This is a genomic window from Oligosphaera ethanolica, assembly GCF_030814695.1.
Taxonomy (GTDB): domain Bacteria; phylum Verrucomicrobiota; class Lentisphaeria; order Oligosphaerales; family Oligosphaeraceae; genus Oligosphaera; species Oligosphaera ethanolica.
This window is the reverse complement of the sequence record NZ_JAUSVL010000001.1, coordinates 687,776-714,308: the sequence shown is the minus strand read 5'-3', so window position 1 is coordinate 714,308 and position 26,533 is coordinate 687,776. Positions and strand designations below refer to the sequence as shown.

Sequence of the window (26,533 nt, the reverse complement as noted above, 5' to 3'; positions counted from 1 at the left end):
TTAATTGACAATTTTCATTTTGGGCTGGCGGAGTCGAGGCGCTGCCGGCGGGTCCAATCGCGTCAACCGGGGCGGCAGCTGGAACAACAACGCGAACAACTGCCGTTCGGCGAACCGCAACAGGAACTGGCCGTCGAACCGGAACAACAATCTGGGCTTCCGCCTCGTGAGCACGATTCACGGCAAGGACATGAACCGTCCCATCCGCTCAGCCCGTGCTCCATCACTATGGAGACGAAATCCAACCGCTGTCCGGCGGCAAGTAGTCCCGTATTGCGGGATCAACGTGGCCGGACAACTTTTCTCTCGCGGAAATAGGTAAGGTGCCGTTCACAAATTACGTATACACTTTGCAGGGCAAACGCTCTTTGATGTCATGCCTTGCCACTGGTCAACATTTCAGTCGCCGCGAAGCGGCAGAAGCGCTGAAAGCGCGAAACATACCAGTCCAGGGCAGGCACGCTGAAAGCGTGCGCCGCCCTGGGTGCAACGGCGACTATGTTCGTGTTCCTCGGCCCCTTTGGCCCCAGTCGGCGAAGCTGACTGGGGCCAAAAGGGGCAATGGAACTCACTTGCATACCTGGGGTTGACGTCGGCGGCATGCCTAGCATCCGTTATCAATGGCTGACCGCTTACGGCTATTCGGCAAGCGGCATGGTCTATCGTCCAGTCGCAGCGCGTGTGTCGCGGCCGGGGTGCTTTCTATCCGCAAATGCCGCAGATTGACGCAGATTATTATTTGGGGGGGGAGAAGCTTGGGTGTCCAATGCGTCGCGCCAGTATTGGCGGCAATCATCCTGGGCGCGCCGCCGTCCCGGCGGCAATAGTCCTGGGAGCGCCGCCGTCCCAGCGGGAATTGCCGGTGTATAGCGTTGCAAAGTGTCCGCACCGGGAGTATTCTTGAGTCTTTATGGTTTTTGTCCGCCGCCAAGCCGGGAGTATTCTTGAGGCAATATGCGTTTTTTCGCCGCCGCAGAGGCACAGGCCGTCTCAAGCTCGGCGGCACGGGTTGTTTTCACATCGCCAGTGGAGATTAGTCAATGAGCGATTTATTTTTTTCGTGGCAGGATCTTGCCAGGATCACCGAGGGCACGTGGCTCTTGCCGCCGTCGTCGTTGCGGACGGGCGTGAATGCCGTCCAGGACAACAGCCGCGAGTTGCGTCCCGGCGCGTTATTTGTGGCGATAGCTGGCGAATTAACCGACGGCCATCGCTATATCTTGCCAGCCGTGCAGGCCGGCGCGGCCGCGCTGTGTGTGCAGCGTGATCTGACGGCCGAAGAGCGGTCGGCCGCAGAGGCCGCCGGCTGCGGCTGTCTGCGGGTTGCAGACGGCCTGGCGGCCTTCCAGGCCCTGGCGCGCGCGCATCGCCTGAAATTTTCTGCGTTGCCAGTGTTGGGTATTACGGGCAGCTGCGGCAAGACCAGCACGAAAGAGCTTTGCGCGGCGGTGTTGGCGCAGCGCTGGCCGGGGCGGGTTCTCAAGACCATCGCCAACACCAACAATCACTTCGGGGTGCCGCGCAATCTGCTGCGGATCACCCGTGAAACGGCCGCCGCAGTCATCGAGATGGGCAGCAACCACCCGGGCGAGATTGTCACGTTGGCCAAGATGGCCATGCCCCAGCACGGACTGATCTGCAGCATCGGCGCTGCACACCTGGAATTCTTCCGGGACCTGCGTGGCGTCGCCGAGGAAAAAGGCGATTTGCTGGCCATGAGCGCGCTGGACGGCGTGGCGATCATTCCCGTGGAAGCCGAGGGCATCGACATCCTGCGCGCGCATGCCGCGCCACGCCGCATCATTACCTTCGGTGCCGCAGCTGAAGCCGATATGCGCTGCGAGTATCTCGGCCAGCGCAAGGGCGGTTACGGGCTGGCGCTGACGCGACGAGACAACGGCGAACGCGTCGAATTGACCTGGCAAATCGGCGGCGAGCACCAGGCCCGCAACGCCGCCGGCGCGGCCGCCGTCGGTATGATTTACGGCCTGAGCCTGGCGGAAGTCGCCCGCGGCCTACAGCAGTGTGTACTGCCGGACAACCGCATGGCCGAATGCGAGCGCCAGGGCATTCACTGGGTCAATGACGCCTATAACGCCGGGCCGGACAGCATGCGCGCCAGCATCACTTGGTTCGCCGAAATCAGCCGGCAGGTGACCACGCGCATTCTCCTCCTTGGCGACATGCTGGAATTGGGCGACCATTGCGAAGCCGCGCATCGCGATCTGCTCCGCTGGGTGCGCGAGAAGATGCCTGACGCCCGTGTGATCACCGTCGGACCGCACATGGCCGCCGCCGCCGCCACGCTGGGCCTGGAGCATTATCCCGATACGGCCATGGCCAAGGCGGCCCTCGCCGGCCACTTCCCCAAAGGCAGCTGGGTGTTCCTCAAGGCCTCACACGGCATACACCTGGAGAAATTCCTCCCCGACGGCGAGTGAACCCCGGTGGGCGAAGTGTTGTCAGGTTTGGGGCAAGGCGGTGATATTTCGCCTGACTTCTGGGCTACTGCTGTTTTGGGCGGTAGTCTCTGAGGCCGCGGTCGTGGGCGAGTTTTTGTCGCCAGCGGTAGGGTGCGGCCATGAGGAGGCCGGTCCAGAGGTGGTTGGCGACGCAGTATTTGAGGTCGCGGGCGCTGTCAGTGGCGGCCTGCAGGCAGGCGCGGAGGGGCTGCGGCTTGTCGCCGAAGATGGCGGCGTCAGCGAGACCCTCGTTGTAGAAGCGTTTGCGTAGTGCCGCTGGCGGGTAGTTGTGTGAGTGTTCGACGCGGGCGCTGGGGGCGTAGCGGATGAGCCAGCCTTGTTTGCGCATGCGCCAGGTCCAGTCGACGTCTTCGGAGTACTGCAGGGATTCGCTGAACGGCGTTGCCAGCAGCAGATCGCGGCGGACGGCGGAGCTGGCCAGCGAAAAGAAATGGCGCCAGCCGGGTCCTTGCGGGTTGTCGCCAAAGGCTTGTTCGTGATCGCGTTGGACCATCGGCCAGGCGTCTGGCCGGGGCAACTGTCGGGCATAGACCGCCGCGACGTGATCGTCGGCCAGGGGGGCGACAAGTTCTTCGAGCCAGCGTTCGTCCTGGATGACCGCATCGGCATTGTTGAAGACGACGATATCGCCGTGGGCGGCGCGGACAGCGCGGTTAAGGACTTTGCCGGGGACGTAGCCGTTCTGTTCGGGCGGGAGCACGACGACGCCCGGCCAGCTGCGCAGGAGATCGGCCGAGCAGTCGCTGGAGCGGTCGTCGCAGGCGATGAGCTCGAAGTCCCTGCGGGTCTGGCGACGGAGACCGGCCAAGACCTGCGGGAGGTAGACAGCGTCATTGTGGGCGCGGATGATAATTGATATGGCGGACATGGTGCGGTGTCTGTCGTGGCTGAATACCACAGCGCCGCGGCGACGACATGCTGTCGGGGCCGCGGCGCGAATGGGGGTGGTTTTCCACGGGGTGGAAAGTGGGGCAGGCAGAATGGTGCCCTTGGCGCATTCGGGTCGAGGGGTGGCCCCGGTACTTATTTGTTCTTGATGGCGGCGGCGGCCTCTTCGACGGTGTCGAAAATATCGAAGATTTTGTAGGCCTTGGTGATATCGAAGACGATGCGTGATTTGCCCTGTAGGCGCGCTAGTTTGAGCTCGCCGCCGTTATCGAGCGTCTGTTGAAGGATATAGACCATGGCGCCCAGGCCGGTACTGTCAATATATTCCAGTTGGGCGAGGTCGATGACCAGGCGATTGTTTTGGGCGACGACGTCCGTCAGCGTCTGCTTGTAGGTTTCCGCGCAGTCGGCGGTGAGGCGGCCTTTGACTTCAATGACTTGCACGCCATTCTGGTTATTCTGGGTAATCTCCATCGTCGTCGTTCCTTCCCTGTTGCGGACCGCGTTTCTGGGCGGTGGTTCAATGTCCGGCAGTCGTGTCTGATTGCCCCTGTTTCTTCAGTTTATGACGAAAAACCCTATGCAAAGCCTGCCAGTCGTCGGGATTGATGCCCAAAGAGACCGCGCAGTAAACCAAGGCGCCTACTGCTATGGTGACGCTCAGCTGTAGCAGCTGTGGCATGGTACCTGCCAAGCCGTGCCTAGTACCGATGACTGCCAGGGTCATCAGCGCCGCAGCCAGCACTGGTCGCAAATACACCTTGTCCAAAAAAGCCAAGGGCGATCTATGTGTAAAGGTCATAATATAAGGCACCAGAACGAGAATGGCGATGATGGCGTTGGGAATAAGTGTACCGATGATAACGCCGGTGACGCCGTAGCGGCGGACCAGCAGCAGGCTGATGAGCAGATTGGCTGCGGCTTCGGAAAAATAGATGCCGGTCAGGAGGCGGTGGCGGCCGGACATCATGAGAAATTTATCGGAAACGCTGCGGACGGCGATGGTGAAAGTGGCGTTGAGGAGCAACCAGCGGCAAGCAGTGATGACATCGGCGTCGTGGACATTGAAGAGGAGGGCGATAAGGTCTTGGCAGACGATATAGGCCAGGGCGATGCCGCCTACGGCCATGAAACTGCTAAAACGCATGGCGAAGAAGATAACGTCGCGCAGGCTCTGCTGTTGATTGTCGGCGTGGAGGGCTGCGCTGATTGGCGCGATGTTTTCCTGGTACTGAGTGGCAAGATTGCCGCAGAGTTCGGGCAGGCGGCTGCCGAGCTGGTAGACGCCAACGGCGTTGAGGCCGGCGAAGGCGCTGAGGACGATGTGGTCGGTTTTGAGGAGAACGAGGCGGCTGATGGAGATGAGGTAGATGAAGCCGCTGAAGTTGGCGAGCTCTTTGAGCGTTGTCGGGTCCCAGCGGAAGCGCAGACGCAGGTGGGGTATTTCCCGCCGGCAGAGCGCGTACATCACCAGATTGGTACTCAAATTAAGGGTTACGGAGAAGATGGCCAGGCCCAGCAGCGAGCCTCCCATGGCCAGGATGACAGCGATGCCGATGGTCTCAGCAATGCGCGTGCCAATGAGGACGTAGTTGCGCAGGTAGATTTTTTGCAGGCCGACGAGTATTTCGGGGAAGATGCCGGTGGGGAAAACCAGTGCACAGCCGATGCCGAAGACGCGCAGTGTGAGCTGGCAGTAGGCGAGTTGCTCTGGCGAGTCGATGCGGGTGAGCGCAGCCAGGAAGTGGCTGGCGATGAAGCTGCCGGCGACGATGGCGGTGGCCATCAGCGTGAGTAGTGAGAAGACCGCCGTCAGGTAGCGATTGTAGGTATCGGGGTTGCTTTTGAACAGGCCGGTGGCGGTGTATTTCTGGGCGGCCTTGCTGAAGCCGAAGTCCAGCAGCAGCGCATAGACCAGAATCATCCAGATCAGTGACCAGAAACCGTAGTATTCTTTGCCGAGGGAGTTGAACAGCCAGCGGGTGACTAGGACGCCTTGCACGATGCGCAGGCCGACGAGAAGGTAGTTGGTCAGGGTGTTTTTGAGAATATGGGCATTGTGTTTCATGGCTGCCTGGGCTGGTCGCGGCGTTCGTCAGGGTTGTTGGCACGTGGTGCCCGGGGGCTTGACGTGCGGACGGCGCTGCGGGTCTCTAGAGGGTGATGTGCTCCAGGGCGTCCAGGCGCATGTCCTGAATGCGTTTCTTCATCAGCGTGAAGAGATCAGCCACTTCCTGCACGGGGCAGTCGTCAAACGGTGTATCGGAGAGGAGGCTAGCGTTGGACAGCTCGTCGTCGGGAGTATAACCGTGCATGCCATTGAGGGGCTTGACGCCCATGTCAGAGGGTGCGATTTGCCAGCCGGGGTCAAGCAGGTGAATGGCATCGCCGTACTTGTGGTCGGGGAAGTCGATGCCGTAGCGGCATTTTTCGTCGTCATTGAGCCAATGACCGGGGGCCTTGGCCATGGCCTGGCGGATTTTTTCTTCAGCGCCGGGACGATGGAACCAGAAGCGGGCCATGGTGGCGTCATAGCAGGCTGTGTAGTCCTTGCCGAAGAGCAGCGGTGTGGCGGCAATCTGGGCTTTGGCATCAAAGACGCCCCGCAGTGGCGTCATGCCGTGGTCGGATATCACGGTGACATGGCAGCGCGGATGGTGGCTCTTGGCGACTTGGATGAGCTTGCGGATATTGAAGTCGAAGAAATCGAGTTTTTGCTGGATGGCCTTGTCGTCGCCGACGTGGTTGTGCAGGTGCGCGTCGAGCGACGCCGTGTAGAGGAAGATGAAGTTCATGTCCTTGCGTGCGGCGGCATCGCCGGCAAGGGCGAAGTTTTGCGCTTCGGGCAGCTGCCAGTCGGTGATGTGGAATTGCAGGCCTGAGCGCAGGAGAAGGTCGAAGAGGTTTGGCACGGGCGCGAGGCCCTCGGGGCCGAAAATGTTCTTTTTTTCGCAGTAGTCGAAGTAGGGTAGGCGGTCGAAGGGCACGGCGTAGAGCTGGAAATAGCCGGTATAGCCGTAGGCGGCGCGAAAGATCTTGGAGAGTTGGTGGCGGACTCGGCCGCGGTCCCATAGTGACGCGGGCTTCAGCACGTGCTTGAGAAAGCGGAAGGCCTTGAAGGGCGAATTTGCCGGATCGAGGTAGAAGAAGCTGAGGTGGCCGTGATCGACGGGTTTTTTGCCACTGAGGATGGTAGGCAGGGCAGTGCAGGAGTAGCCGAACTGCATGGTGACGGGCTGCCGGTAGGGCATCAGGTCTTCGAGAAAATGATGGTGCTGCGCAATACGCCAGCCTAGTGCGTCGATGAAAATGAAAAGCTCCAGAGGCGTATCCATGTGATCCATCTTTTTTTCGGAAGCCAGCGTATGTTAGGGGCCAATATATCTGCTTGTGTTCGCTGCTGCAACAGCTCGTGTCGTGGCTGGCGGCACTTCAGAGCAGTTCGCGCAACTTTTCGATGATGGAATATTGTTCGGTAAGTTGTTCCTGGATTGCGGCGATTTTTTCCTGCAGCTGGCTGATTTGGTCGGCCATGAGGTCCATACGAGTATTGTTGGCTTCAAGTTCGAGGCGCGCCGCTTCGGGTTGGGGCTGTGCGCTGGGCGTTTCGGGCACGACGGGTTCACCGCAGAGGAGGTGTGCGAAGCGTCCCTCGCGCTTGCCGGGCTGTCGGGGCAGTTTGACGATCAGCGGCGTGGGTTGATCGGCCATGCGGCTGAGGATGGCTTCGACTTCTTCGACGCTGGCGAAGGCGTGGTAGCGTTCGGTGCGGGTCTTCAGTTCGCCGGCGGTTTGGGGGCCGCGCAGCATGAGCACGGCGAGCAGGGCGAGCTCCTCGGCCGGCATGGGCAGCGTGTAGTCGCAGTTGTGCTCGTATTTGGGGACGCGAGCTCCGTCCATGCCGATCATCATGGCGAGCTTTTTGTCTCGCAGGCCGTCAAGGCCCTTGACCACGGTGACATCGTCATAGTCGACAACGGGGTCGCGGTTGGATTTCTGGTTGCAGGCCAGCATCAGGCTGTTGAGGGTCAGCGGGTAGCTATCGGGCGTAGTGACTTGTTTTTCGATCAGGCAACCGAGGATACGGGCCTCGATGTCGGTCAGCAGGCAATCCATGGCAGTATTTTCTCCTGGAACGGTACTTGGTTATAAGGCAAACTAGGAATATGTTCCTGATTGGTGATTTTGCCAATTATTGACAAGGTGAGAACTGCTAGGATGTCAGAATAAACAAGGACGGAGGCGGCAATGCAGGTCGGCTGTAACTACTGGGCGTCCCATGCGGGTGTGAAGATGTGGGCGGATTGGCGGGAGGACGTGGTGCGCCAGGACTTCGCACTGATGGCCGCCGCCGGGATGCAGGTCGTGCGGGTTTTTCCGCGCTGGCCGGAATTCCAGCCGTTGGAACTCCTGCGCGGCTTTGGCGGGCAAAAGATTGAGTTGCGCCTGCATGGCGAGCCTTTGCCGGCTACGGCCAGTGGCCAGGCTGGCGTGGACGAGGTGCAGTTGGCGCGCTTCCGCACGCTGGCGGAGATTGCGGCGGAGCACGGCATGGGCTTGATCGTTGGGTTGGTCACAGGCTGGATGAGCGGCGAGCTGTACATGCCGCCGGCCTTTGCGGGGCTTAATCCACTCACCGACCCGCTGGCAATCAAATGGCAGGTGCGCATGGTGCGATGCTTGGTGCGGGCATGGCGGGATTTGCCGGCGATACGCATGTGGGAATTGGGCAACGAATGCAATTGCATGGGGCCGGTGAGCAGCGCCGAGCAGGCCTGGAACTGGACCAACGCCATCACCGCCGCTATTCGCGCGGAGGACAGCAGCCGGCCGGTGGCATCGGGCATGCATGGCTTGCTGCCGGCTGCCGACGCCGAATTCGCCGCCGGGGCAAATTGGGCGATTGAGACGCAGGGCGAGCTCTGCGACCTGCTGACGTCCCATCCCTATCCGCATTCGCCGTCGAAGCTGCCGGCGCGGGTGGACGCGCACACGTCGATCCGGGCGGTCTTTCAGGCGACGGTCGAGACGTGCTTCTATCGCGATTTCGGTCATCGGCCGGCCTTTGTGGAGGAGATCGGCACTTTTGCGCCGAGTTATTGCAATGAAAAGACCAAGGCGGCCTTTGCCCGCAACGCCATGCTCAACGCCTGGGCGCACGGGTCGGACTATTTTGTCTGGTGGTGCGCGTTTGACCAGTCGCAACTCAAACACCCGCCTTACGACTGGAGCAGTTGGGAACGGCAGCTCGGACTCTACACGCCTGACTTCCAGCTCAAGCCCGTCGGGGAGGAAATCCGCGCTTTCGGCGATTTTGTCAGCGCGCTGCCGGTGTCGCCTCTGCCGCCCTGCCGGCAGGACGCCGTGTGCATCATTAGCCGCGACATGAATTTCAACCGCTTCATGGAAAATGGCTGGAGCGCTTTTATGCTGGCTAAGCAGGCCGGCTTCGATATGCGTTTCCAGTATGTGGACGAACCCCTGGTCGACAGCGCACTTTATGTGGTTCCGGGCATTTGCGGCGCCAACTGGTCGCGCAATCACGAAATGCAGGCGCTGCTGGAACGGGTGCGGGCTGGTGCGACGCTGTATCTGTCCATGGACGACGGCGCGCTGAGTCCCTTCGAGGAGGTCTTCGGCGCCAGCGTGGACTATCGCGAGGCGCGCCGTGGGCCGGCGCAATTCACCCGTGGCGGGGTGCAGTACGCCATCGACGCGCCTTTCCGCCTGGCATTGCTCTGCGATGACGCCGAAATACTGGCAACGGAAGCCGACGGCAATCCGGTGTATATTCGCCACGCCTTTGGCCTGGGTGAAGTCTATCTGCTGACCTTGCCTTTGGAGCGTTACCTGGCCGGCCGGGCGGGCGCCTTCCATCGTCCGGGTGAGGCGCCGTGGTTTGAGCTCTACCAGGCCTTTGCTGGGCGCGTGCTGGCGCAACGTGCAGTCCGGTCGAACCACCCGCTGGTCACTCTGACGGAACACCCCGACGGCGATCAGCATCTCTGGGTCGTCGCCGTCAATAATCACACGGAAGAAGTACCGCCGCCGCTGAGCATCGCTCCCGGCTGGACACTCGCCGGTGCCATGCCCGAACGCATCGCCGCGCATAGTGCCATCCTGCTGGAACTCAACGCCACTCGCTGACGCTGGGAGCACGGCACACTACATATGGAGCCCTAAAAGGGCGGCCAAAAGCATGCGGTGGGCGCGACATAGCAAGCAGGAAAAGTAGGTTCCAGTGCCTCTTTGGTCCCAGTCGGCGACGCCGACTGGGACCAAAGAGGCCGAGGAACAAGAACAAAAATGGCGCTTAACCCAGGGCGGCTCGCGCCTTCAGCGCGCTTGCCGTGGGCTGGTATGTTTCGCGCTTTCAGCGCTTCTGTCGCTTCGCGGCGATGGAATGCCCGCCACGCATTCGCATGGTATTTTCCCTGGTGGTGCTTGCCGCTTTGCGGCGATGAAATTGCGCCGGTGTAGAAATGTACATTGTGCTTGTTGCGGAAGCTGAAAGCCCTGCAGAACCGTATCATAAAGAGCATTACACGCATGGGCCAGGCAGCCAGTGGAATGTCCTGGAAGAATCCAACCAAATGAAAATCTGAAATCTGACCGAATGGAAATCTGAAATCTGACCGAATGGAAATCTGAAATCTGACCGAATGGAAATCTGAAATCTGACCGAATGGAAATCTGAAATCTGACCGAATGAAAATCTGAAATCTGACCGAATTTTCTTGTATGAGGAGCTGCCCCGCAGTATCTTACTTTGCGATTGATCAATAAGTTGCGAGGTACTGCCATGAAGAAAGACACTTATCTACCCCGATTGCTCGACGTCGCCGTTGCCGACTATCTGACTGCGTTTGGCGCGGTTGTGATTGAAGGCGCCAAGTGGTGTGGCAAGACTTGGACGTCGCGCCAGCACAGCCAGAGTGAATTTCTGCTTGGCAGTCCAGATGGCAATTTTCAGAACAAGCGGCTAGCGGAACTATCACCTGCTTTGGTTCTGGATGGTGTTGTGCCGCGCCTGCTGGATGAGTGGCAGGAGGTCCCGCTGTTATGGGATGCCGTCCGTGCTGAGGTTGATAAGCGCAACGCCAAAGGTCAATTCATATTGACTGGCTCTGCCACTCCCAACCAGAAGGGAGTCTTGCATAGTGGCGCCGGTCGTATTGGACGGCTGCGGATGCGGCCGATGAGTCTTTTTGAAGCGGGCCTTTCATCAGGCGTGGTATCGTTGGCGGAGTTATGTCGAGGCCGAATGACTCCCGCCTTGACTGGCGAGGTGGAATTACGATCATTGGCAGAGCATATCGTTCGCGGTGGTTGGCCGGGTAATTTGTCTGTACCAGTTGCGAACGCCGGGCTATTGGCGAAAGAGTACCTCGCGGCAATTCTGGAAAATGACATCGCGCGACTGGATGGCAGTAAGAAAAATGTTCAGAAGATGACCTTGTTGCTGAAATCGCTGGCGCGCAACGAAAGCACTACGGCCACGAACAAGGTTTTGAAGAACGACATCAGGGCAATTGATGCGGAAGATATTGATGATGACACCATTGCAGCCTATCTGGAAACGTTTCGCAGGCTGTTCCTGTTGGATAACCAGCTGCCTTTTTCGCCTGCAACCAGGTCGTCCATTCGCATCAAGCAAGCAGAAAAACGCCATTTGGCCGATCCGTCATTGACTTGTGCCCTGCTGAGACTTAACCCCGAGGGCCTGATCAATGATCTGGAAACGTATGGTTTCCTGTTTGAGGCGCTGGCTGAGCGTGATTTGCGGGTGTACGCAAATTCCTTTGGCGGCGAACTCTATCATTATCAGGATTACAAGAACAACGAAATCGACGCCGTAATTGAATTGCCTGATAAAAGCTGGTGCGCTTTCGAGATCAAACTTGGGGCAAATCAAATTGACAGTGCTGCCAACCAGCTGTTGTCGGTCAACGCGAGTATAGAAAAATCAGGCGGTGCGCCAGCATCGGTTCTGGCGGTTGTTTGTGGCTTGACCAACGCCGCCTACCAAAGGCCAGATGGCGTATTTGTCGTGCCCTTGACTGCCTTGAAGAATTGACTTTTGAGCTGTCTTTTGGGGGGCATATGAGGCAATGAGATAATCGTACTAATTACGCGAGGGAGACAACGGTGGGGCAGTGTAATCATCGATGTGTACTCTGTTGGCAGTCGTGAAAACGCCCCGTACTGAGATATCCATTCATGGCGATGGGGCTGCAGAAATACTGGATTGTCTCCAGAAGGGATTCAACGTGGAGATTCTTTCCACGGATGAGGACGATGATAGCGTTGTCAAGGTCCAAGAGTCATGCTATTGGCGGACGGCGGTCACTCCCGGCTCACTGCTGATGGGGTTTCGCTTGAAACATGACCTAACCCAGAATGACTTGGCTGAGCGTTCCGGTATTGCGCAGGTGATGATCAGCGAGTATGAAACCGGCAAGCGCAAGCTGACCATGAAAGCGGCTAGTAAATTCGCCAAGGCCCTGGGTGAAGCACCAGAAAAATTCTTCCCTTGATCCCTTCAATACCCTCATACGCTCTCTTGGTTCAGTATAAGAAATCGCACGACTCCTAAAGACACTCTGCAATTGTTCTATTGAGAATTTCTGGCAATGGAGCTCTTTTTTTCAATAGATCGGCGGTTGAACCTGAAATTTGGGCTGGCAGGGAATGCCGCAAAGGCTCCGCAGTCGGTCGGCTGTTGTGGACTCTCGGGGGCAGCGCCTGGGTGTCGCATGCGGGTAATTGCCCTGCGGCCGTGCTTGAGCCGTGGCAATGTGGTATACAACATATGCTATGTTTTTGCATAGCCAACTTTGCAGAATATAGGGTTTTACGTTTTCTGTAATCGGTCAGTGTACACCCCGGCGCTTCGCTGGGACAATTTGCAGGAAACCCACGGCCAGTCGCCGCCCAGCCATCCGACCTTGATTTCCGCCGACCTTTGCGGCAGCGTGTTTCATAGGAGTAACCACCCCGGCAGGGAATTCACCGGGGACAATTTGCAGGAAACCCACGGCCCGCCGCCGCCCAGCTATTCGACCTTGATTTCCGCCGACCTTTACGGCTGCGAATTCATAGCGGGCCCAGAGTAGCAGCGGCTCGTGCGGGCGGCGGAGACGGGCCGGGTACGGTCGGCGTGGATGACGAGGACGGTTTAATGAGCCGTCTTGTCGGAGTGGGCGAGACGCCCACTCCACGGCCGCGAGACGTAATCGGTAAGTAACTATCTTGGTGGGGATAACACCGGGGACAATTTGCAGGAAACCCACGGCCCGCCGCCGCCCAACCATTCGACCTTGATTTCCGCCGACCTATACGGCAACGGGTTTCATAGGATTAATGCTCTTCACGTGGTGTACTGGCAATGGTTGGCGATGAGTTGATTGGTGACCGTTCGCGTGATCATTCGCCGAGGTTTTGAGCACCGAAGGTGCGCCCTAAGATAGCCCAGGGCAAGCGCCCGCAGGGCGCGTCGCCCTGGGTAAGGTGCCCCATCCCAATAGAGCCCTGAAGGGGCGGCCTAAAAGACCTGCGACGAAGGGTCACAGCGCAAAATTGCTGCAGCAATCAATGAGTTCCATTGCCTCTTTGGCTCCAGTCAGCTTCGCCGACTGAAGCCAAAGAGGCTGAGGAACACGGACCAATATGGCGCGCTACCCAGGGCGGCGCGCGCCTTCGGCGCCGCTTGCCCTGGGCTATCTTAGGCCGCGCTTTCAGCGCTTCTGCCGCTTCGCGGCGGAAATGCACGACGAGAAAAGGCTGCTTGGTTGAAACAACAAGTGCCATGGATACCGTAAAATGCAGAGCATCGGTTTCATAGGAGTAACCACCCCGGCAGGGAATTCACCGGGGACAATTTGCAGGAAACCCACGGCCCGCCGCCGCCCAGCTATTCGACCTTGATTTCCGCCGACCTTTACGGCTGCGAATTCATAGCGGGCCCAGAGTAGCAGCGGCTCGTGCGGGCGGCGGAGACGGGCCGGGTACGGTCGGCGTGGATGACGAGGACGGTTTAATGAGCCGTCTTGTCGGAGTGGGCGAGACGCCCACTCCACGGCCGCGAGACGTAATCGGTAAGTAACTATCTTGGTGGGGATAACACCGGGGACAATTTGCAGGAAACCCACGGCCCGCCGCCGCCCAACCATTCGACCTTGATTTCCGCCGACCTATACGGCAACGGGTTTCATAGGATTAATGCTCTTCACGTGGTGTACTGGCAATGGTTGGCGATGAGTTGATTGGTGACCGTTCGCGTGATCATTCGCCGAGGTTTTGAGCACCGAAGGTGCGCCCTAAGATAGCCCAGGGCAAGCGCCCGCAGGGCGCGTCGCCCTGGGTAAGGTGCCCCATCCCAATAGAGCCCTGAAGGGGCGGCCTAAAAGACCTGCGACGAAGGGTCACAGCGCAAAATTGCTGCAGCAATCAATGAGTTCCATTGCCTCTTTGGCTCCAGTCAGCTTCGCCGACTGAAGCCAAAGAGGCTGAGGAACACGGACCAATATGGCGCGCTACCCAGGGCGGCGCGCGCCTTCGGCGCCGCTTGCCCTGGGCTATCTTAGGCCGCGCTTTCAGCGCTTCTGCCGCTTCGCGGCGGAAATGCACGACGAGAAAAGGCTGCTTGGTTGAAACAACAAGTGCCATGGATACCGTAAAATGCAGAGCATCGGTTTCATAGGAGTAACCACCCCGGCAGGGAATTCACCGGGGTGGTTACTGACCGATTACGTTTTCTCAGCGATGCAGTTAATTGACGCACGGCATTGCTGGGGCGAGTCACGGCAGGACGCCAGAGCCTCTGGGTGACGCCTGCTGGTTGGCTGGCGTGGTGCTGGCGTCGGCCATTGCCGCAACCAACGGGTGGCGTCACTGGCGGAGTGTAGGTGCTCGTTGTTGACATGCAGATTATGGCATGCCGTGCTGACTTACAGCAGGTGCACTTCGCAGAAGGGCTTTGGGGCGGTGGCGTTGTTGGGCGCGTAGGCTTTCAGCCAGGGGTGGGCATGGTCGTCGCTGGTGAATGCTTTTTGGCCGAAGATTTGCCCGCAGGAGCTGTAGCGGATGATTTCGATGTCGGCGCTGGTGCCGGGGGTATCGCTGGGTAAAATCCAGGTGAAGGGGGGCCAGAGCCGTTTGCCGAGCGACTGGCCATTGATGCGCAGTTCGGTGGCCATACCCTGGGGATCGACGTTCAGGCGTAGGGTGTCGGTTGGAATTAGCATCTTGGCGCGCTGAGTGATGGCGCCGGCGTAGCCAGCCAGGCCCAGACCGTCGTTTTGATAGGGTGCGAGGCGGTTCTGGGATTCGCGGGCAAACGTCCCGACTAGCCATGCCAGCGGCAGATAGGGCAGGTCGTCGCAGACATTTTTCAGCTCCAGCATATGCGGCCCGGCGGCGAGTGCCAGGGTTTCGCTGGCCAGGTAGATTTCATTGAAGCCCTGTGGCAGACCGGTGCAGGGCTGCGTCGCTGGCAGTGGCGCGCCGTCGAGCAGCACTTCGGGTAGGTCGGCGCAATGGCGCAGAGCGATATGCAGGTCCGGGCAGGGCGCGAGGAGGTCGAAGGCGAATTGACCGTCCACGAAATCGGCACGCAGGGTATTGGGGTGGCCCAGGGTGACGGCCCAGCCGGGGAAGCAGATCACGCCTTCGGCGGGGAGGCAAAAGACGGTCTGCATGCCGGCGCGGTTGAGGCGGAGTTGGCGGTCCCGGCCGGAAAAATCGAGCACGACCACGCTGCCGTCTTGGAAGCAGCGGATGAACAGTTCGTCGGCGAGTTGGCCATCCGCGTCGCTGATCCATGCCGAACGCAGCGGCATGGTCGCGAGCAGGTCGTGTTCCAGGCAACCGATATCGAAGAAGGCCCGTTGCGTCCGTTCTTCGTAAATGCCCCCGTCCTGGCAGCGGATAACGGCGTCGCAGTCGGTCGTTTCGTCCGGCAGTAGCAGCGTCCAGTCGTACTGGAGTGCGGTGAGGTGTTTGAGAAGGTCGGTGAGTGGCGCGGGCGCGTAGGGATAGCGCACGCCAATGCGGTGTTTGCGGCTCTTGGTGGCGTAGGCGGCCGCTCGTGTTGCCTCGGCGCCCAGTGCGTCATACGCGAGGAACCACGGCTGCGTGCGGGTGAAGGGATGGAAATATGCTTTTCTTTCGGCGCTGCCGCGACTGTCCAGATGGGCCACGGCCATGACATAGCGGTTGATGCCGAACAGTGCCGTTAGCCAGAGCTGCCGGCGGATTTGTGCTGGTGTCAGATCGCAAGGGCCCAGTGCGAATAATTCCGCCAGACCGCCGTGGTTGCCGCGCTGTTCGACAGCGTACATGACTGTACCGAGGGTCAGCCATTCGATGGTGGCGACGCTGCGCTGGGTGAAAATTTCGTCCATGCCGGGTTGTGAGAACGCGCTGAGCACGCGCAGAGGATGGCCGTTGCAGCGCAAGGCCAGGTTGGATGAATATTCGTTCATCAGGTGGCCGGTGAGAACCAGGTTGTGGCGGGCGCACCAGGCGGAGATTCTTTCTGCGAAGTTCGCCCGGAACTTTTCGGCGCAGAGGCGATTACAGACGGGCTGATAGAAGCTGCTGTGGTTGTTCAGGCCGGTGCGGATATCGGCGAAGAGATCGCTGCCGGTTTCGCGCTGGTAGTCTTCCGGCAGTCCGGAATAGAAGGGCATGCGTAGAATATCTTCCTTGTGGTCGTAGGAAAAGAAGGCGATGTCGGGTTCGTCGGTGAAAAAGCCCTTGATCAGTGTCCCCATGTACTTGTTGAAACGGCGGGCGTATTGATCGTGGGTCATGGCAATAAAACAGTCGACAGCGTCTGGATTCATAAGATCAGTCATGCGCGGGTTTTTGCGGACGACGGTCTTGATGTCGCCATTTTCTGGATAGGCGCACAGCTGCTGCGCGGCGAATTCGGGATGCAGTTGTGGTATTTGTTTGTTGCAGGTGCCGCTGGGCCAGTTGTACTCGTCATAAAGCCAGAGCGAAGTGAAGCCCAGGCGCGTGGCTTCGGTGATGATATGTTCGCAGACGCCGAACCAGTCGTCGCTCAGGTACTCCAGTTCGCAGCCCGAACGCGGATAGATCAGAAACTGGGTTATGCCCTGTGCGCGATAGGCCTCCAGCGTCTCGGTCAATATGGCCTTGCTCGGCTTGCCGGTAATGGCGCCCATCGGAATCAGCGGACATTCTTGCATCGGTTTCGCCTCGTGTTTCCTGGATTGGTGGTGATAGTGGCGCCAGAGGACGCCGTGTGCGTAAATGGGGGAAGTTACAACCGTCACTCTGTACTTACTAGCTACCACCGGGCACTTTCTTCGCCCGGCAGCGCGCCAGGGGTGGAACCGGCGGGTGCATTCCGTACACTTTCTCAGTGTTTGTTGATTTCTCGCCGATGTCCGATGCGCGTTATCAGTATGGCGTCGCCGATGATGACGAAGATCACTCGGTAGTCGCCGATTCGGTATTTTCGCAGGCCGGCAAACTTGCCTTTGAGTTCCGGCAATCTATCTGCCATCCCTGGTAAATCGACGGCAATGCCCAGCAGGATGCGGTCAGCTTCGTCCTTACTGAGCTTCTTGAGATCCCGTGATACGGATGCCTTGAATGTGATCCTATAGGCCAAGCTCGGACCTCATCGCTTCCAGTGAAATGACGGCATCGGTGGGATCTTTCAACCGATCAAGGGAAATCTGCAAGTCGGCCTGCTCTTCCAGGTAGGCCTCAAGGGCCTTCTGCAACACAAACGATTTGGAACGCTCCGAGGCAAGCGAAACGTCGGCAAGCGCTTTGGCAAGCTCGTCGGGAAGTCTTACGGATATGGCAACACTCATGGTTAATACTCCTCTTTTTTGTAAACGATTGTAATAGCTTGTAAGACAATGTAATTGGATGTCTGGTTCGTTCAAGTCGCCTTGTGTGGGAGATTTTTCCGCCTGGTATTCCCTCACTCATGCGAAGAAGAGGCGCATTGGGGTGCTTCAGCTTTGCATGTGTAAGGCGTTACCGCGGTCCTGTCATCGGTCCTGGCTAAAAAGTGGCTATGGGTGGTGAAAATAGCCAATATTGGATTACACTTTCGTTTCTGATGTTGTTAGCGCGCAAGGGGCGTCGGAGCTGGCGCGTGGTGTTGGCTGGTTGCTAATGAGCGAGTAAGGAGTTGTGGATGTCGACTTTACGGACGGATGCGATTGTGAAGAACGCCTGGCGTCAGGGCCTGGCAGTGCCTGGTTTCAACATACCCTACCTGCCGATGATGGCGCCGGTGGTGCAGGCACTGCGGGACTGCGACAGTTTTGGGCTGGTGATGGTCGCCAGGCTGGAATGGATCAAATTTTCCTCCGGGAGTCTGCGGGCGATACGCGATGAGTACGAGAAGGTCAAGGACCTTGGGCATACCCGGCTGCATCTGGATCACGTGCCGGTGATTGACGAGGACAATCTGCGGGTTGATTATGCCGCCGTGATCAGTGAGGCGATGGCGCTGGGCTATGAGTCGGTGATGGTCGATGGTTCGCGGCTGCCGCTGGCGGAGAATATCGCCTGCACGGCGAAGGTCGCGGCGCTGGCCAAGGACTACGGCGTGCCGGTGGAAGCCGAACTGGGCGCCGTCATGGGTCACGAGGCCGGGCCGTTGCCGCCATACGAGGAGCTCTTTGCCAGCAAAAAGGGCTTTACTGACGCCGATGAGGCGCGGCGCTTTGTTGCCGAGTCCGGCGCGGATTGGCTGTCGGTGGCTATCGGCAATATCCACGGGGCGATTTCAGCGGCCGGCAAGCAGAAGGAGAAGCCGCGCGCGCGGCTGGATATAGATCATCTGGCGCTGCTGCAGAAGGCCACGGGAATACCGCTGGTGCTGCATGGCGGCACCGGCATCGCCGCGGAGTATGTCCAGCAGGCCATCAAGCGCGGCATCGCCAAGATCAATGTGGCGACGGCTATCCGACAGCCATACGAGCGGACGCTGGCGCAGGGCGGCGATACTGCCGCTGCACAACAGGCGGTCTATGACGCAATGCTCACCATCATCCGCGATGAGTTGCATATCGAAGGGTCGGCCCCGAAACTCCTCGGCACCGACCTCGGCCAAGGTGAATAGGTAGGTTTTGCGGGGGAGGGGAAGGCGCTCGCGCCTTCCCCTCCCCCGCGCCCCCTCCCTATCCATCTTCGGCCCAGTGTGAAATCATTCAAAAACATAGGGGCTGACACCAATAAGCACGCTGAAAGCGTTAGGCATACCAGCCTGGGGTTCCTTCTCAAAATGGCACCCTGGAGGGGTGCGACATGGCAAGCAAGAAAAGTGAGTTCCATTGCCCCTTTGGCCCCAGTCAGCTTCGCCGACTGGGGCCAAAGAGGCCGAGGAACACGAGCGCAATAGGCGCTGTACCCAGGGCGGCGCGCGCTTTCAGCGCGCTTGCCGTGGGCTGGTATGTGTCGCGCTTTCAGCGCTTCTGCCGCTTCGCGGCGATGAAATGCAGCGCCGATAACTAGGTATTTATTGTTGAAGCATAGAAGTACCAGGCGAATCGTTAAGTGAAGAGCGTTGGACATAGTCGCCGTTGTACCCAGGGCGGCGCGCGCTTTCAGCGTTTCTGCCGCTTCGCGGCGATGGAATGCTGCGCCGATAATAGGTATTTATTGTTGAAGCATAGAAGCACCAGGCGAATCGTTGGTAATGTGCGAAATCTTGTGATAGAAAGAGAGACTTGACACAGTGGTTCTGGATCCTTTGTCTGCGCCGTAGGCGCTTAACCATGCTTAACCCCAGGCTTTAGCCTGGGGAAAAATGCTCTCCTGCCAATCGTGCCCCGTAGGGGCACTACTGGATGCCTGACAAACACAATCTGAAAACGATTACAAACAATTTTTAACCACGACTTCGTAACTGTTGTGCCTCTACGAGGCACTAATTTCGATAGGATACCTTACCCCAGGCTGAAGCCTGGGGTTAAGCATGGTAGTGCCCCTACGGGGCAAATTCATGCACAAATGTTTGACAAGCAGGTTATTGTAAAAGTTCTTTATGCAAAAGAAGAGGTTAGATCATATTTGCACCAGGAATCACCGATTGGCAACTACAGGTTTCATCACAAAACTTCGCACATTAACGAATCGTTAAGTGAAGAGCGTTGGGTTTAGATACAGAGTCGAAGTCACATCAACACACGAAAGTGAGGACGGACATGGCAGAAAAAATGACCTTTGCGTTGTACTTCGGCAATCGCGGCTTCTTTCCCGAGAGTTTGATTGCATCGGCTCGTAAAGAGATATCGGCGAAGTTGCGCAAGCTGGGTTACGGCGTGCTGATGCTCGACGCCGCGGCCACCCGTAATGGCGCTATTGAGACGTCAGAAGAAGGCCGCGTCTATGCCAAATTCCTGGAGGAGAACCGTGGCAAGTTCCAGGGTGTCATCCTCAGCCTGCCCAATTTCGGCGACGAAAATGGTGCTATTGCCGCCCTGCGGGACTGCGGTGTGCCCATTTACATCCAGGCCTATCCGGACACCTTTGACAAGATGGGCTTCGAGTCCCGCCGGGACGCCTTCTGCGGCAAGTTCTCGGTCATGGACGTCTTCTACCAGTATGGCCTGCCTTATACGGTCTTTCCGCCGCAGACCCTGCACCCGTCAGCAAAGAAATTCGACGAGCAGATCGGCGATTTTGCGGCGGTATGCCGGGTGGTCAATGGCATGAAGCGCTTTACCGTCGGCGCCATTGGCGCGCGGACCAGCCCTTTCAAAACTGTCCGTTTTGACGAATTGACCCTGCAGAAGTACGGCATCACTACTGAGACCAACGACCTGGCTGAAGTTGTCCTCCGCGTCAACAACATGAAAGACACCACGGCGGCGTGCAAGGCAAAAGCCAAGCGCCTCAAGGCCTACACGGACTTCTCCGGCGTGCCCGCAAAGAATTTTTCTGCGATGGTTCGACTGAGTGTGGTTTTGGATGAGATCATTGCCGAGAATGGCTTGGACGCCCTGGGCCTGCGTTGCTGGCTTGAGTTGGAGAAATCGCTGGGCGTTGCGCCCTGCGTGTTGCTGAGTGAATTGAATGACCGCGGCTTCCCAGCGGCCTGCGAGCTGGACGTCTGCAACGCCGTGGCGATGCGGGCGTTGAACCTGGCCACTGAGAAGACTCCCACCTGCTTGGACTGGAACAACAACTACGGCGACGACGACGACAAGTGCATACTCTTCCACTGCGGGCCGGTGCCGCAGTCGTTGATGACCGCCAAGGGCAAAGTCATTGACCACCCGATGTTCGTGAAGAGCCTCGGCGCCGGCTGCAGTTACGGCTGCAATGTCGGCCGTATCAGCCCCATGCCTTTCTCCTTCGCCAGCGCGACCACCCAGGACGGCAAGTTGCGCTTCTACCTCGGCGAGGGCGAGTTCACCAACGATCCCATTCCGGAGGAATTCTTCGGCTGCGCGGGCGTGGCGCACATTCCCGATCTGCAGCAGAAACTCTACAAGATGGCCTACGCAGGCTATCGGCATCACGTCAGTGTGGCGCCGGGGCGGGTCGCCGTGGCCTTGCGGGAGGCCTTCACGCGCTATCTCAACTACGACATTACCGAGCTGTGATGCCGCACGCGCGGCGCTGACCATTTTCGCATACTGACAGGAGGACCGCCACCATGAGTTACATGGGCGTGGATATTGGTACCAGCGGCTGCAAAGCCGTGGTCTTTTCCGACGCGGGCCGGCAGCTTAGTTCGGCGCGCCGTGCCTACGCTGTACAGACGCCGCGGCCCGGCTGGGCCGAGTTGTCGTCCAGCGAGGTGATGGACGCCTGCTGCGCGGTGATTACCGAGGCGGCGGCGCAGGCGCCGGCCGGCGACCCGCTGCGCGGCTTGGGCATATCTAGTCAAGGCGAGGCCTTTACGCCGGTTGGCGCGCACGGTGAAATGCTGGGCAATGGCCTGGTGTCGTCGGACTGCCGCGCATTGGACTTGGTCGCGCCCTTTGTGGCCAGTTTTGGGCTCGAACAACTCTACCACCTGACCGGGCACACGCCGTCGCCCATGTTCAGCCTCTTCAAGCTGCTGTGGCTGAAGAAGTACCAGCCGGCGGTGTGGTCGTCCGCCCGCGCATTCTTGTGCTACGAGGACCTCTTGGAACTGCGGTTGGGCGTCGACCCGGCCATGGGCTGGCCGATGGCTGGCCGCACCATGCTTTTCGACGTCGAGAAGCATTGCTGGAGCCCGGAGATACTAGGCGCGTTGGCGTTGTCGCCGGACAAACTCGCCCGGCCATTGGCCAGCGGCAGCATCGCCGGGACGGTGAGCGACGCGGTCGCCGCCGAGCTCGGCTTGCCGCGCGGCGTGGCGGTTGTCACGGGGGGGCACGACCAGACGATTGGCGCGTTGGGCGCCGGTGTGATCGAGCAGGGCACGGCCATGTACGCGGCGGGGACGGTCGAATGCCTCTGCCCGGTTGTGCCGGCTTTGACGCGCAGCGAGGCGCTCTGCCGGAACAATCTCTGCAGCTACGACTACAGCATCAAGGGCTGCTACACGTCGGTGGCGTACAGCCTCACCGGCAGCAACCTGCTGCAGTATTGCCACGACCAGTTCGGCTTCGGTCACAGCTACGACGAGATTCTCGCCGAGATGCCGGCCGCGCCCAGCGGCCTGCTGGCCCTGCCGTATTTCACGCCGTCGGGGACGCCGTATTTCGACCCGCATACGCCGGGGTGCATCTGGGGCTGGCGTTTGAGTACGCCGCGCGGCGAAGTGCTCAAGGGCCTGCTTGAAGGCGTGGCGCTGGAGATGAAGCTCAATCTGGCTTTGCTGGAGCAGTCCGGCATGGCGATTACGCGCTTGATTGCCACTGGCGGTGGTTCGCGCAATCGGGCGTTGGTGCAAATGAAGGCCAATGTGTTGAACAAGGCCATTCAGTGCTTGGATGTGGCCGAGGCGGGCTGCCTCGGCGGGGCGCGGCTGGCGCAGAGCGCCGTCGAGGGCCGGCCAGTGCAGGAGCTGGCCAAGCAGAATTTCGATCCCGAGCGGCTGGTAGAGCCCGATGCCGAGCAGGCCGGCCTCTACGATGTCAAATTCAAGCAGTACCAGGACTGGTACGCGTGCGTCCGTGAATTCAGCCGGCGGCAGGTGCTGCCTGGTTGAGGTGATATACCAACAGAAGGAAGCAGCAGATGCTCACAGCAGCAGAAGTGAAGCGCGTAGCCCGGGAGCTCGGAGCGGATTTGTGTGGGATCGCGTCGATGGACCGCTTTGCTGGCGCGCCGAAGCAGCAGGATCCGCGTTACATTTTTCCGGACGCCAAGGCGGCCATCGTGCTGGCCTTCCGGATACCACGCGGCTACATGCGCGGCATTGAGGAAGGCACGTACTTCGCCAGTTATACGGGCATGGGCTACGGCCACATGAACAACGTCTATATGCCTGGCGTCATGCGTGAATTGTGTTGTTTCCTGGAGGACGAGGGCTACGAAGGCGTGCCGATTCCCAATATGTACATCGGTGCCAGCATCAGCTTTCCGCGGCAGGCGGAGACGCCTGAGCGCAGCCGGCCGGTGCGCGAGGGCCTGCCCTTTCCTGACGTCATGCCTGACTTCCGCATCATGGCCTTCGCCGCCGGCATGGGCGAGTTCGGCTACAGCAAGGTCTTTTTGACGCCCGAGTTCGGGCCCATGCAGCGCTTTGTCGCCATTTTGACAGATGCCGAGCTGGAGCCCGATCCGCTTTTCGAGGGCAAAATCTGCGATCGCTGCATGAGCTGCGTGCGCGAGTGTTCCGGCAAGGCCATATCGGCGACGGAGACCGAGTCCATCGTCGTTGCCGGCCGCAAGATTGAATGGGGTAAGCTCGATATCGTCAAGTGCTCCATCGCTTATCGCGGCGGCAATCCTGACTACAATCCCTTCTTCCAGCCCACGCACAAGCCCGAGGATTTCCATGGCTATACGGGCGGTCCGGCCATGGACAAGGCCATGGAATACGGCCGCATCGAAGGGCACAATCCGGCGCTGGAGGGCGCGCGTGGCTGCTTCCGGGCTTGCCTGGCGCACCTGGAGGCCAAGGGCGTGCTCAAAAAGACTTTCAAAAATCCCTTCCGCAAGCGCACGCCGTGGAAGCTGCCGCCGTTGGGCAGCGACGGCTGGCAGGGCGTTCTCGCCAAGGACAGCGCGCGGCTGACGGACAAGGAGTAGCGTCACATGCGTTTTGCCATCGGCTACCAGCTTCCCGGCGACTACGGGTCCATTGTGGACGTCGTCGCCGCCTATCCCGGCGCGGTGGCCGAGGTGTATTTTGCCCTGCCGGCCGAAGCCAGTGGGCGCGCCCCGCTGGGTCTGGACGATGTGTGGAGCGTTGACGACGCCTGGAATGCCATGGGCAGCGACCTCAGTGAGCTGGCGGGGATGGGCGTGCAGGCGGTGCTGCTGCTCAATTCGTCGTGCTACGGCGCGGAGGCGATGTCCTTCGCGCTGGAAGAGCGGGTGCGGCGCGGCGTGGCCCTGGTGGAACAGTTCGTGCCTTTGTCGGCGGTTACGACCACATCGTTGGCGATTGCGCGGCAGTTCAAGCGGGAGTTTCCGCGGATTGAGGTGCGTGCGTCGGTGAATATGCGCGTGGGGTCGGTGGCGGCGATGGCGCATTTGGCTGACAGCTTCGACGGCTATTACCTCAAGCGCGAGCTCAATCGTTCGCCATCACAGATCACCGCGCTGAAGGCCTGGTGTGATGCGCACGGCAAGAGCCTGCATCTGCTGGCCAACAGCGGCTGTCTGTATGACTGTGCGTACCAGACTTTTCACGACAATTTGGTCGCCCATGAGGCCGAGGCGCGGCAGCAGCCGGGACGGCCGCTGGCCTACCCGGCGCCATGCTGGGAGTTCCTGGAGAAGCCCGAGCGCTGGCCGTGGTTGTTGCGCAACTGCTGGATTCGTCCGGAAGACATACATCACTACGAGGCGTGGTTCAGCACGGTGAAACTGGCGACGCGGGTGCATCCGCGGCCGCAGAAGGTCCTCGGCGCCTATGTGCGCGGGCGCTATCATGGCAATGTGCTGGATTTGCTGGAACCGGGCCACTCGGCGTTGCCGGGCATGCCTTATTTGGACAACAGCCGTTTTCCCGCCGACTGGTATGAACGCACGGCCGATTGCGGCCACGATTGCGAGCTCTGCGGCACTTGCGCTGAGGTCTTTCGCCTGATCAGCAGCGAGGGCGGCGCGTCGAACGGGGGAGGCTGATGAAAAAACGGCTACGCCTGCATGAGCTCGCCAGACTGGGGCTGATAGACGACGCCCTGGCTCAGCTGCGGGCTTTGCCGGCGGCGGCCTGGTGCTGGTTTCTAGGTGGCGCGGCGCCTTTCATCCTGGCGCTGATGTATTTTTGGTTGGACATGGGCGTTGGACGGCGCGCGACCTGGCGCTGTATTGCCGGGGCGTTGGTGTTAGCGGGGCTGTACTTGTGGTATCGCGTCTGCCTCGCGAGTGTCTGCCAGTATATGCGCCGGCGCCTGCGTGGCGACGCCGCGCAGGCGTGGTCCTGGCGTTCTTTTCGGGCGCTGGCCGCGGCGCAATGCCGGGTGCAGCCGTGGGTACTCGGGCTAAGCCTGGTGAGCGCCTGTACGCTTGTGCTCTATCCGCTGGGGCATGGCGTTGCGCTGGCTGCGACGGCGCTGGGGCGGGACGACGACGCAAAGGGCGGCATTGGTCAGCGGGCGCTGACTGTCTGTCGACACAGCGTGAAAGACCTGCTGCTGCTCCATGTCATCCTGCTGCCGGCGGCGTTGGTGCTTGCCCTCAACTGCGCCATCGCGGTGAATTTTCTGCCGGAGTTTCTGCGTATGCTGACTGGCCTGGACACCGTTTTCACGAAGAGCGGCTTCCATCTTATCAACAGCAGTTTTGTCATGCTGACTTTGCTGCTGACTCATATTGGCATGGAGCTGCTCTGGCTGGCGCTGCTGAGCGGCATGGCCTTTCGCGTCGAAGCTATCGGCACGGGCGAGGACATTCTTGCGGCGCTGCGGCGGTATCAAGGGCGGCTGCCGCGTGCGCTGGGCGTGTTGCTGGCCGCCGTCGCGCTTGCCGGCGGCGGCGCATCCGCGCTGGCGGCGGATGCCGTGGGCAGTGCCGAGCTTAATGGTCGCATCGACCGCGTCCTGGCCCGTGAAATGTACGCGTGGCGCTTGCCAGCGCCGCCGAGCGAGGCAGAGCGCGAATGGTCGCAACATATTGCGCTTTGGGCGGAAAGCATCGCCGAGGCAATTCGTGATGTTGTTGACGATGTCCGCAACGCTCTGGACCGCATTCGCAACTGGTGGCGGCGCTTTGTGCCGGATTGGGATGACGGGTCGGGAGGTGCCATACCACATCCGGGCTGGTATAGCCGCGATGGCCTGATGGTCATCCTGCATTGGGCGGCATTGCTGCTGGCTGTGCTGCTGATCATCTTGACCGTGCGGCTGCTGCGGCGCACGCTGGCCAAGCGTCGCCGCCGGGCAGCGCAGGCTGCGGGGACGCCAGCTGCTGTTGCGGAGCCGATTGTCGATGCCGTGCTCGCCGCCGAAGAACGCAGCCCCGACGGCTGGGTCGAGCAGGCCGAAGAGCTCGCCCGCAAGGGCCAGTGGCGACAGGCATTGCGTTCGTGGTATCTGGCTCACATCGCCGCGCTCGCCGAACGGGAGCTACTACGTCTTGCCCGCGGCAAGAGCAACCACGACTATTTCCGCGAACTGCGCCAGCGCGGCCGCGTCGCTGGACAGTTTTTTGACGACTTCGTCGCCAATGGCCGGCTCTTTGATGCTGTCTGGTACGGCCGTCTCGTTGCTGATGCCGCGCTGGTCGCCTGCGTGCAAGCGCGGGTGCGCACGGCCGTTGCTGCGCCTGCCTGGAATGTACCGCCGCCGGCCACGCCTGCAGTGAAGCCCCCGCCGCTAGCGCCTCGGGCGCCTCTGGAGCCGGCGATTCCACCTCCCGTGCCTGCTGATAAATCTGCTGATGTATCACAGGGGGCTTCGCCGCCCGTGCCAGCGACCGGGTCGTCCTCGCTGCCGGCACTGCCTGCTTCGCCACCTGATCTGCCTGCGGCCACGTGCACTGCGTCCACCACAGCTCCTCCTGCCGAGCCTGCTGCGCCGGTCTTGCCGCCTACGAACCACGATTGATAT

At 60.0% G+C, this 26,533-nt stretch carries 22 protein-coding genes; 14 read left to right on the top strand and 8 right to left on the bottom strand.

Annotated elements, in window-relative coordinates; genetic code table 11:
- The first annotated feature begins 4 nt into the window (after positions 1 to 4).
- Together J3R75_RS19805 and J3R75_RS02490 are read left to right on the top strand one after the other, a co-directional pair.
- On the top strand, positions 5 to 322 hold the full coding sequence (locus tag J3R75_RS19805) for an SUMF1/EgtB/PvdO family nonheme iron enzyme (protein ID WP_370882359.1): 318 nt from the start codon (positions 5 to 7) through the stop codon (positions 320 to 322).
- 718 nt (positions 323 to 1,040) lie between these two features.
- On the top strand, positions 1,041 to 2,441 hold the full coding sequence (locus tag J3R75_RS02490; RefSeq protein ID WP_307259738.1) for a UDP-N-acetylmuramoyl-tripeptide--D-alanyl-D-alanine ligase: 1,401 nt from the start codon (positions 1,041 to 1,043) through the stop codon (positions 2,439 to 2,441).
- 64 nt (positions 2,442 to 2,505) lie between these two features.
- Here J3R75_RS02490 and J3R75_RS02485 read toward each other — a convergent pair whose 3' ends face one another.
- From J3R75_RS02485 to J3R75_RS02465, 5 genes are all read right to left on the bottom strand, one after another.
- Positions 2,506 to 3,351 (bottom strand): glycosyltransferase family 2 protein, encoded by an 846-nt coding sequence (locus tag J3R75_RS02485; protein WP_307259737.1) that lies wholly within the window; start codon positions 3,349 to 3,351, stop codon positions 2,506 to 2,508.
- 155 nt (positions 3,352 to 3,506) lie between these two features.
- Positions 3,507 to 3,845, bottom strand: coding sequence for an STAS domain-containing protein (locus J3R75_RS02480; protein WP_307259736.1), 339 nt, complete (start codon positions 3,843 to 3,845; stop codon positions 3,507 to 3,509).
- Between the two features lie 46 nt (positions 3,846 to 3,891).
- Positions 3,892 to 5,439 (bottom strand): oligosaccharide flippase family protein, encoded by a 1,548-nt coding sequence (locus J3R75_RS02475; protein ID WP_307259735.1) that lies wholly within the window; start codon positions 5,437 to 5,439, stop codon positions 3,892 to 3,894.
- A gap of 85 nt (positions 5,440 to 5,524) precedes the next feature.
- Positions 5,525 to 6,706: an alkaline phosphatase family protein gene (locus J3R75_RS02470; RefSeq protein ID WP_307259734.1), complete on the bottom strand. Its 1,182-nt coding sequence runs from the start codon at positions 6,704 to 6,706 to the stop codon at positions 5,525 to 5,527.
- A 97-nt stretch (positions 6,707 to 6,803) separates the two neighbouring features.
- Positions 6,804 to 7,487 carry a YceH family protein gene (locus J3R75_RS02465; RefSeq protein WP_307259733.1) on the bottom strand — a complete coding sequence of 228 codons (684 nt, stop codon included), beginning with the start codon at positions 7,485 to 7,487 and terminating at the stop codon, positions 6,804 to 6,806.
- 132 nt (positions 7,488 to 7,619) lie between these two features.
- On the opposite strand from J3R75_RS02465, the gene J3R75_RS02460 reads away from it, so the two are divergent.
- The 6 genes from J3R75_RS02460 (at position 7,620) to J3R75_RS02435 (ending at position 13,636) form a co-directional block, all read left to right on the top strand.
- Complete coding sequence (locus J3R75_RS02460) at positions 7,620 to 9,518, top strand: glycoside hydrolase 5 family protein (protein ID WP_307259732.1); 1,899 nt, start codon at positions 7,620 to 7,622, stop codon at positions 9,516 to 9,518.
- A 655-nt stretch (positions 9,519 to 10,173) separates the two neighbouring features.
- Positions 10,174 to 11,448 carry an ATP-binding protein gene (locus J3R75_RS02455; RefSeq protein ID WP_307259730.1) on the top strand — a complete coding sequence of 425 codons (1,275 nt, stop codon included), beginning with the start codon at positions 10,174 to 10,176 and terminating at the stop codon, positions 11,446 to 11,448.
- Between the two features lie 112 nt (positions 11,449 to 11,560).
- Positions 11,561 to 11,908: a helix-turn-helix domain-containing protein gene (locus tag J3R75_RS02450; RefSeq protein ID WP_307265474.1), complete on the top strand. Its 348-nt coding sequence runs from the start codon at positions 11,561 to 11,563 to the stop codon at positions 11,906 to 11,908.
- A 339-nt stretch (positions 11,909 to 12,247) separates the two neighbouring features.
- Positions 12,248 to 12,487 carry a hypothetical protein gene (locus tag J3R75_RS02445; RefSeq protein ID WP_307259729.1) on the top strand — a complete coding sequence of 80 codons (240 nt, stop codon included), beginning with the start codon at positions 12,248 to 12,250 and terminating at the stop codon, positions 12,485 to 12,487.
- A gap of 162 nt (positions 12,488 to 12,649) precedes the next feature.
- The gene (locus J3R75_RS02440) at positions 12,650 to 12,778 is read left to right on the top strand and encodes a hypothetical protein (protein ID WP_307259728.1); all 129 of its coding nucleotides are present in this window, start codon (positions 12,650 to 12,652) and stop codon (positions 12,776 to 12,778) included.
- Between the two features lie 729 nt (positions 12,779 to 13,507).
- On the top strand, positions 13,508 to 13,636 hold the full coding sequence (locus tag J3R75_RS02435; protein WP_307259728.1) for a hypothetical protein: 129 nt from the start codon (positions 13,508 to 13,510) through the stop codon (positions 13,634 to 13,636).
- A gap of 684 nt (positions 13,637 to 14,320) precedes the next feature.
- Here J3R75_RS02435 and J3R75_RS02430 read toward each other — a convergent pair.
- The 3 genes from J3R75_RS02430 to J3R75_RS02420 form a co-directional block, all read right to left on the bottom strand.
- Positions 14,321 to 16,588, bottom strand: coding sequence for a hypothetical protein (locus J3R75_RS02430; protein ID WP_307259727.1), 2,268 nt, complete (start codon positions 16,586 to 16,588; stop codon positions 14,321 to 14,323).
- A 173-nt stretch (positions 16,589 to 16,761) separates the two neighbouring features.
- Entirely contained in the window at positions 16,762 to 17,016 is a 255-nt protein-coding gene (locus tag J3R75_RS02425) for a type II toxin-antitoxin system RelE family toxin (RefSeq protein WP_307259726.1), read from the bottom strand.
- Positions 17,006 to 17,224, bottom strand: coding sequence for a YlcI/YnfO family protein (locus J3R75_RS02420; RefSeq protein WP_307259725.1), 219 nt, complete (start codon positions 17,222 to 17,224; stop codon positions 17,006 to 17,008). Before J3R75_RS02420 ends, J3R75_RS02425 begins: the two co-directional genes overlap by 11 nt.
- A 332-nt stretch (positions 17,225 to 17,556) precedes the next feature.
- Between J3R75_RS02420 and J3R75_RS02415 the strand changes: the two genes are divergently transcribed.
- The 6 genes from J3R75_RS02415 to J3R75_RS02390 all read left to right on the top strand — a co-directional run bounded on the left by J3R75_RS02415 (position 17,557) and on the right by J3R75_RS02390 (position 26,530).
- Positions 17,557 to 18,489 carry a class II fructose-bisphosphate aldolase gene (locus J3R75_RS02415; RefSeq protein WP_307259723.1) on the top strand — a complete coding sequence of 311 codons (933 nt, stop codon included), beginning with the start codon at positions 17,557 to 17,559 and terminating at the stop codon, positions 18,487 to 18,489.
- A 1,084-nt stretch (positions 18,490 to 19,573) separates the two neighbouring features.
- Complete coding sequence (locus tag J3R75_RS02410) at positions 19,574 to 20,977, top strand: L-fucose/L-arabinose isomerase family protein (RefSeq protein ID WP_307259722.1); 1,404 nt, start codon at positions 19,574 to 19,576, stop codon at positions 20,975 to 20,977.
- A gap of 53 nt (positions 20,978 to 21,030) precedes the next feature.
- Entirely contained in the window at positions 21,031 to 22,518 is a 1,488-nt protein-coding gene (locus J3R75_RS02405; protein ID WP_307259721.1) for an FGGY-family carbohydrate kinase, read from the top strand.
- Positions 22,519 to 22,547: 29 nt separating this feature from the next.
- Positions 22,548 to 23,564, top strand: coding sequence for a hypothetical protein (locus tag J3R75_RS02400; protein ID WP_307259720.1), 1,017 nt, complete (start codon positions 22,548 to 22,550; stop codon positions 23,562 to 23,564).
- 6 nt (positions 23,565 to 23,570) lie between these two features.
- A complete protein-coding gene (locus tag J3R75_RS02395; RefSeq protein WP_307259719.1) occupies positions 23,571 to 24,608 on the top strand; it encodes a hypothetical protein in 1,038 nt (345 codons plus the stop codon).
- Positions 24,608 to 26,530 carry a hypothetical protein gene (locus J3R75_RS02390; protein ID WP_307259718.1) on the top strand — a complete coding sequence of 641 codons (1,923 nt, stop codon included), beginning with the start codon at positions 24,608 to 24,610 and terminating at the stop codon, positions 26,528 to 26,530. Before J3R75_RS02395 ends, J3R75_RS02390 begins: the two co-directional genes overlap by 1 nt.
- The last annotated feature ends 3 nt before the right edge of the window (positions 26,531 to 26,533 follow it).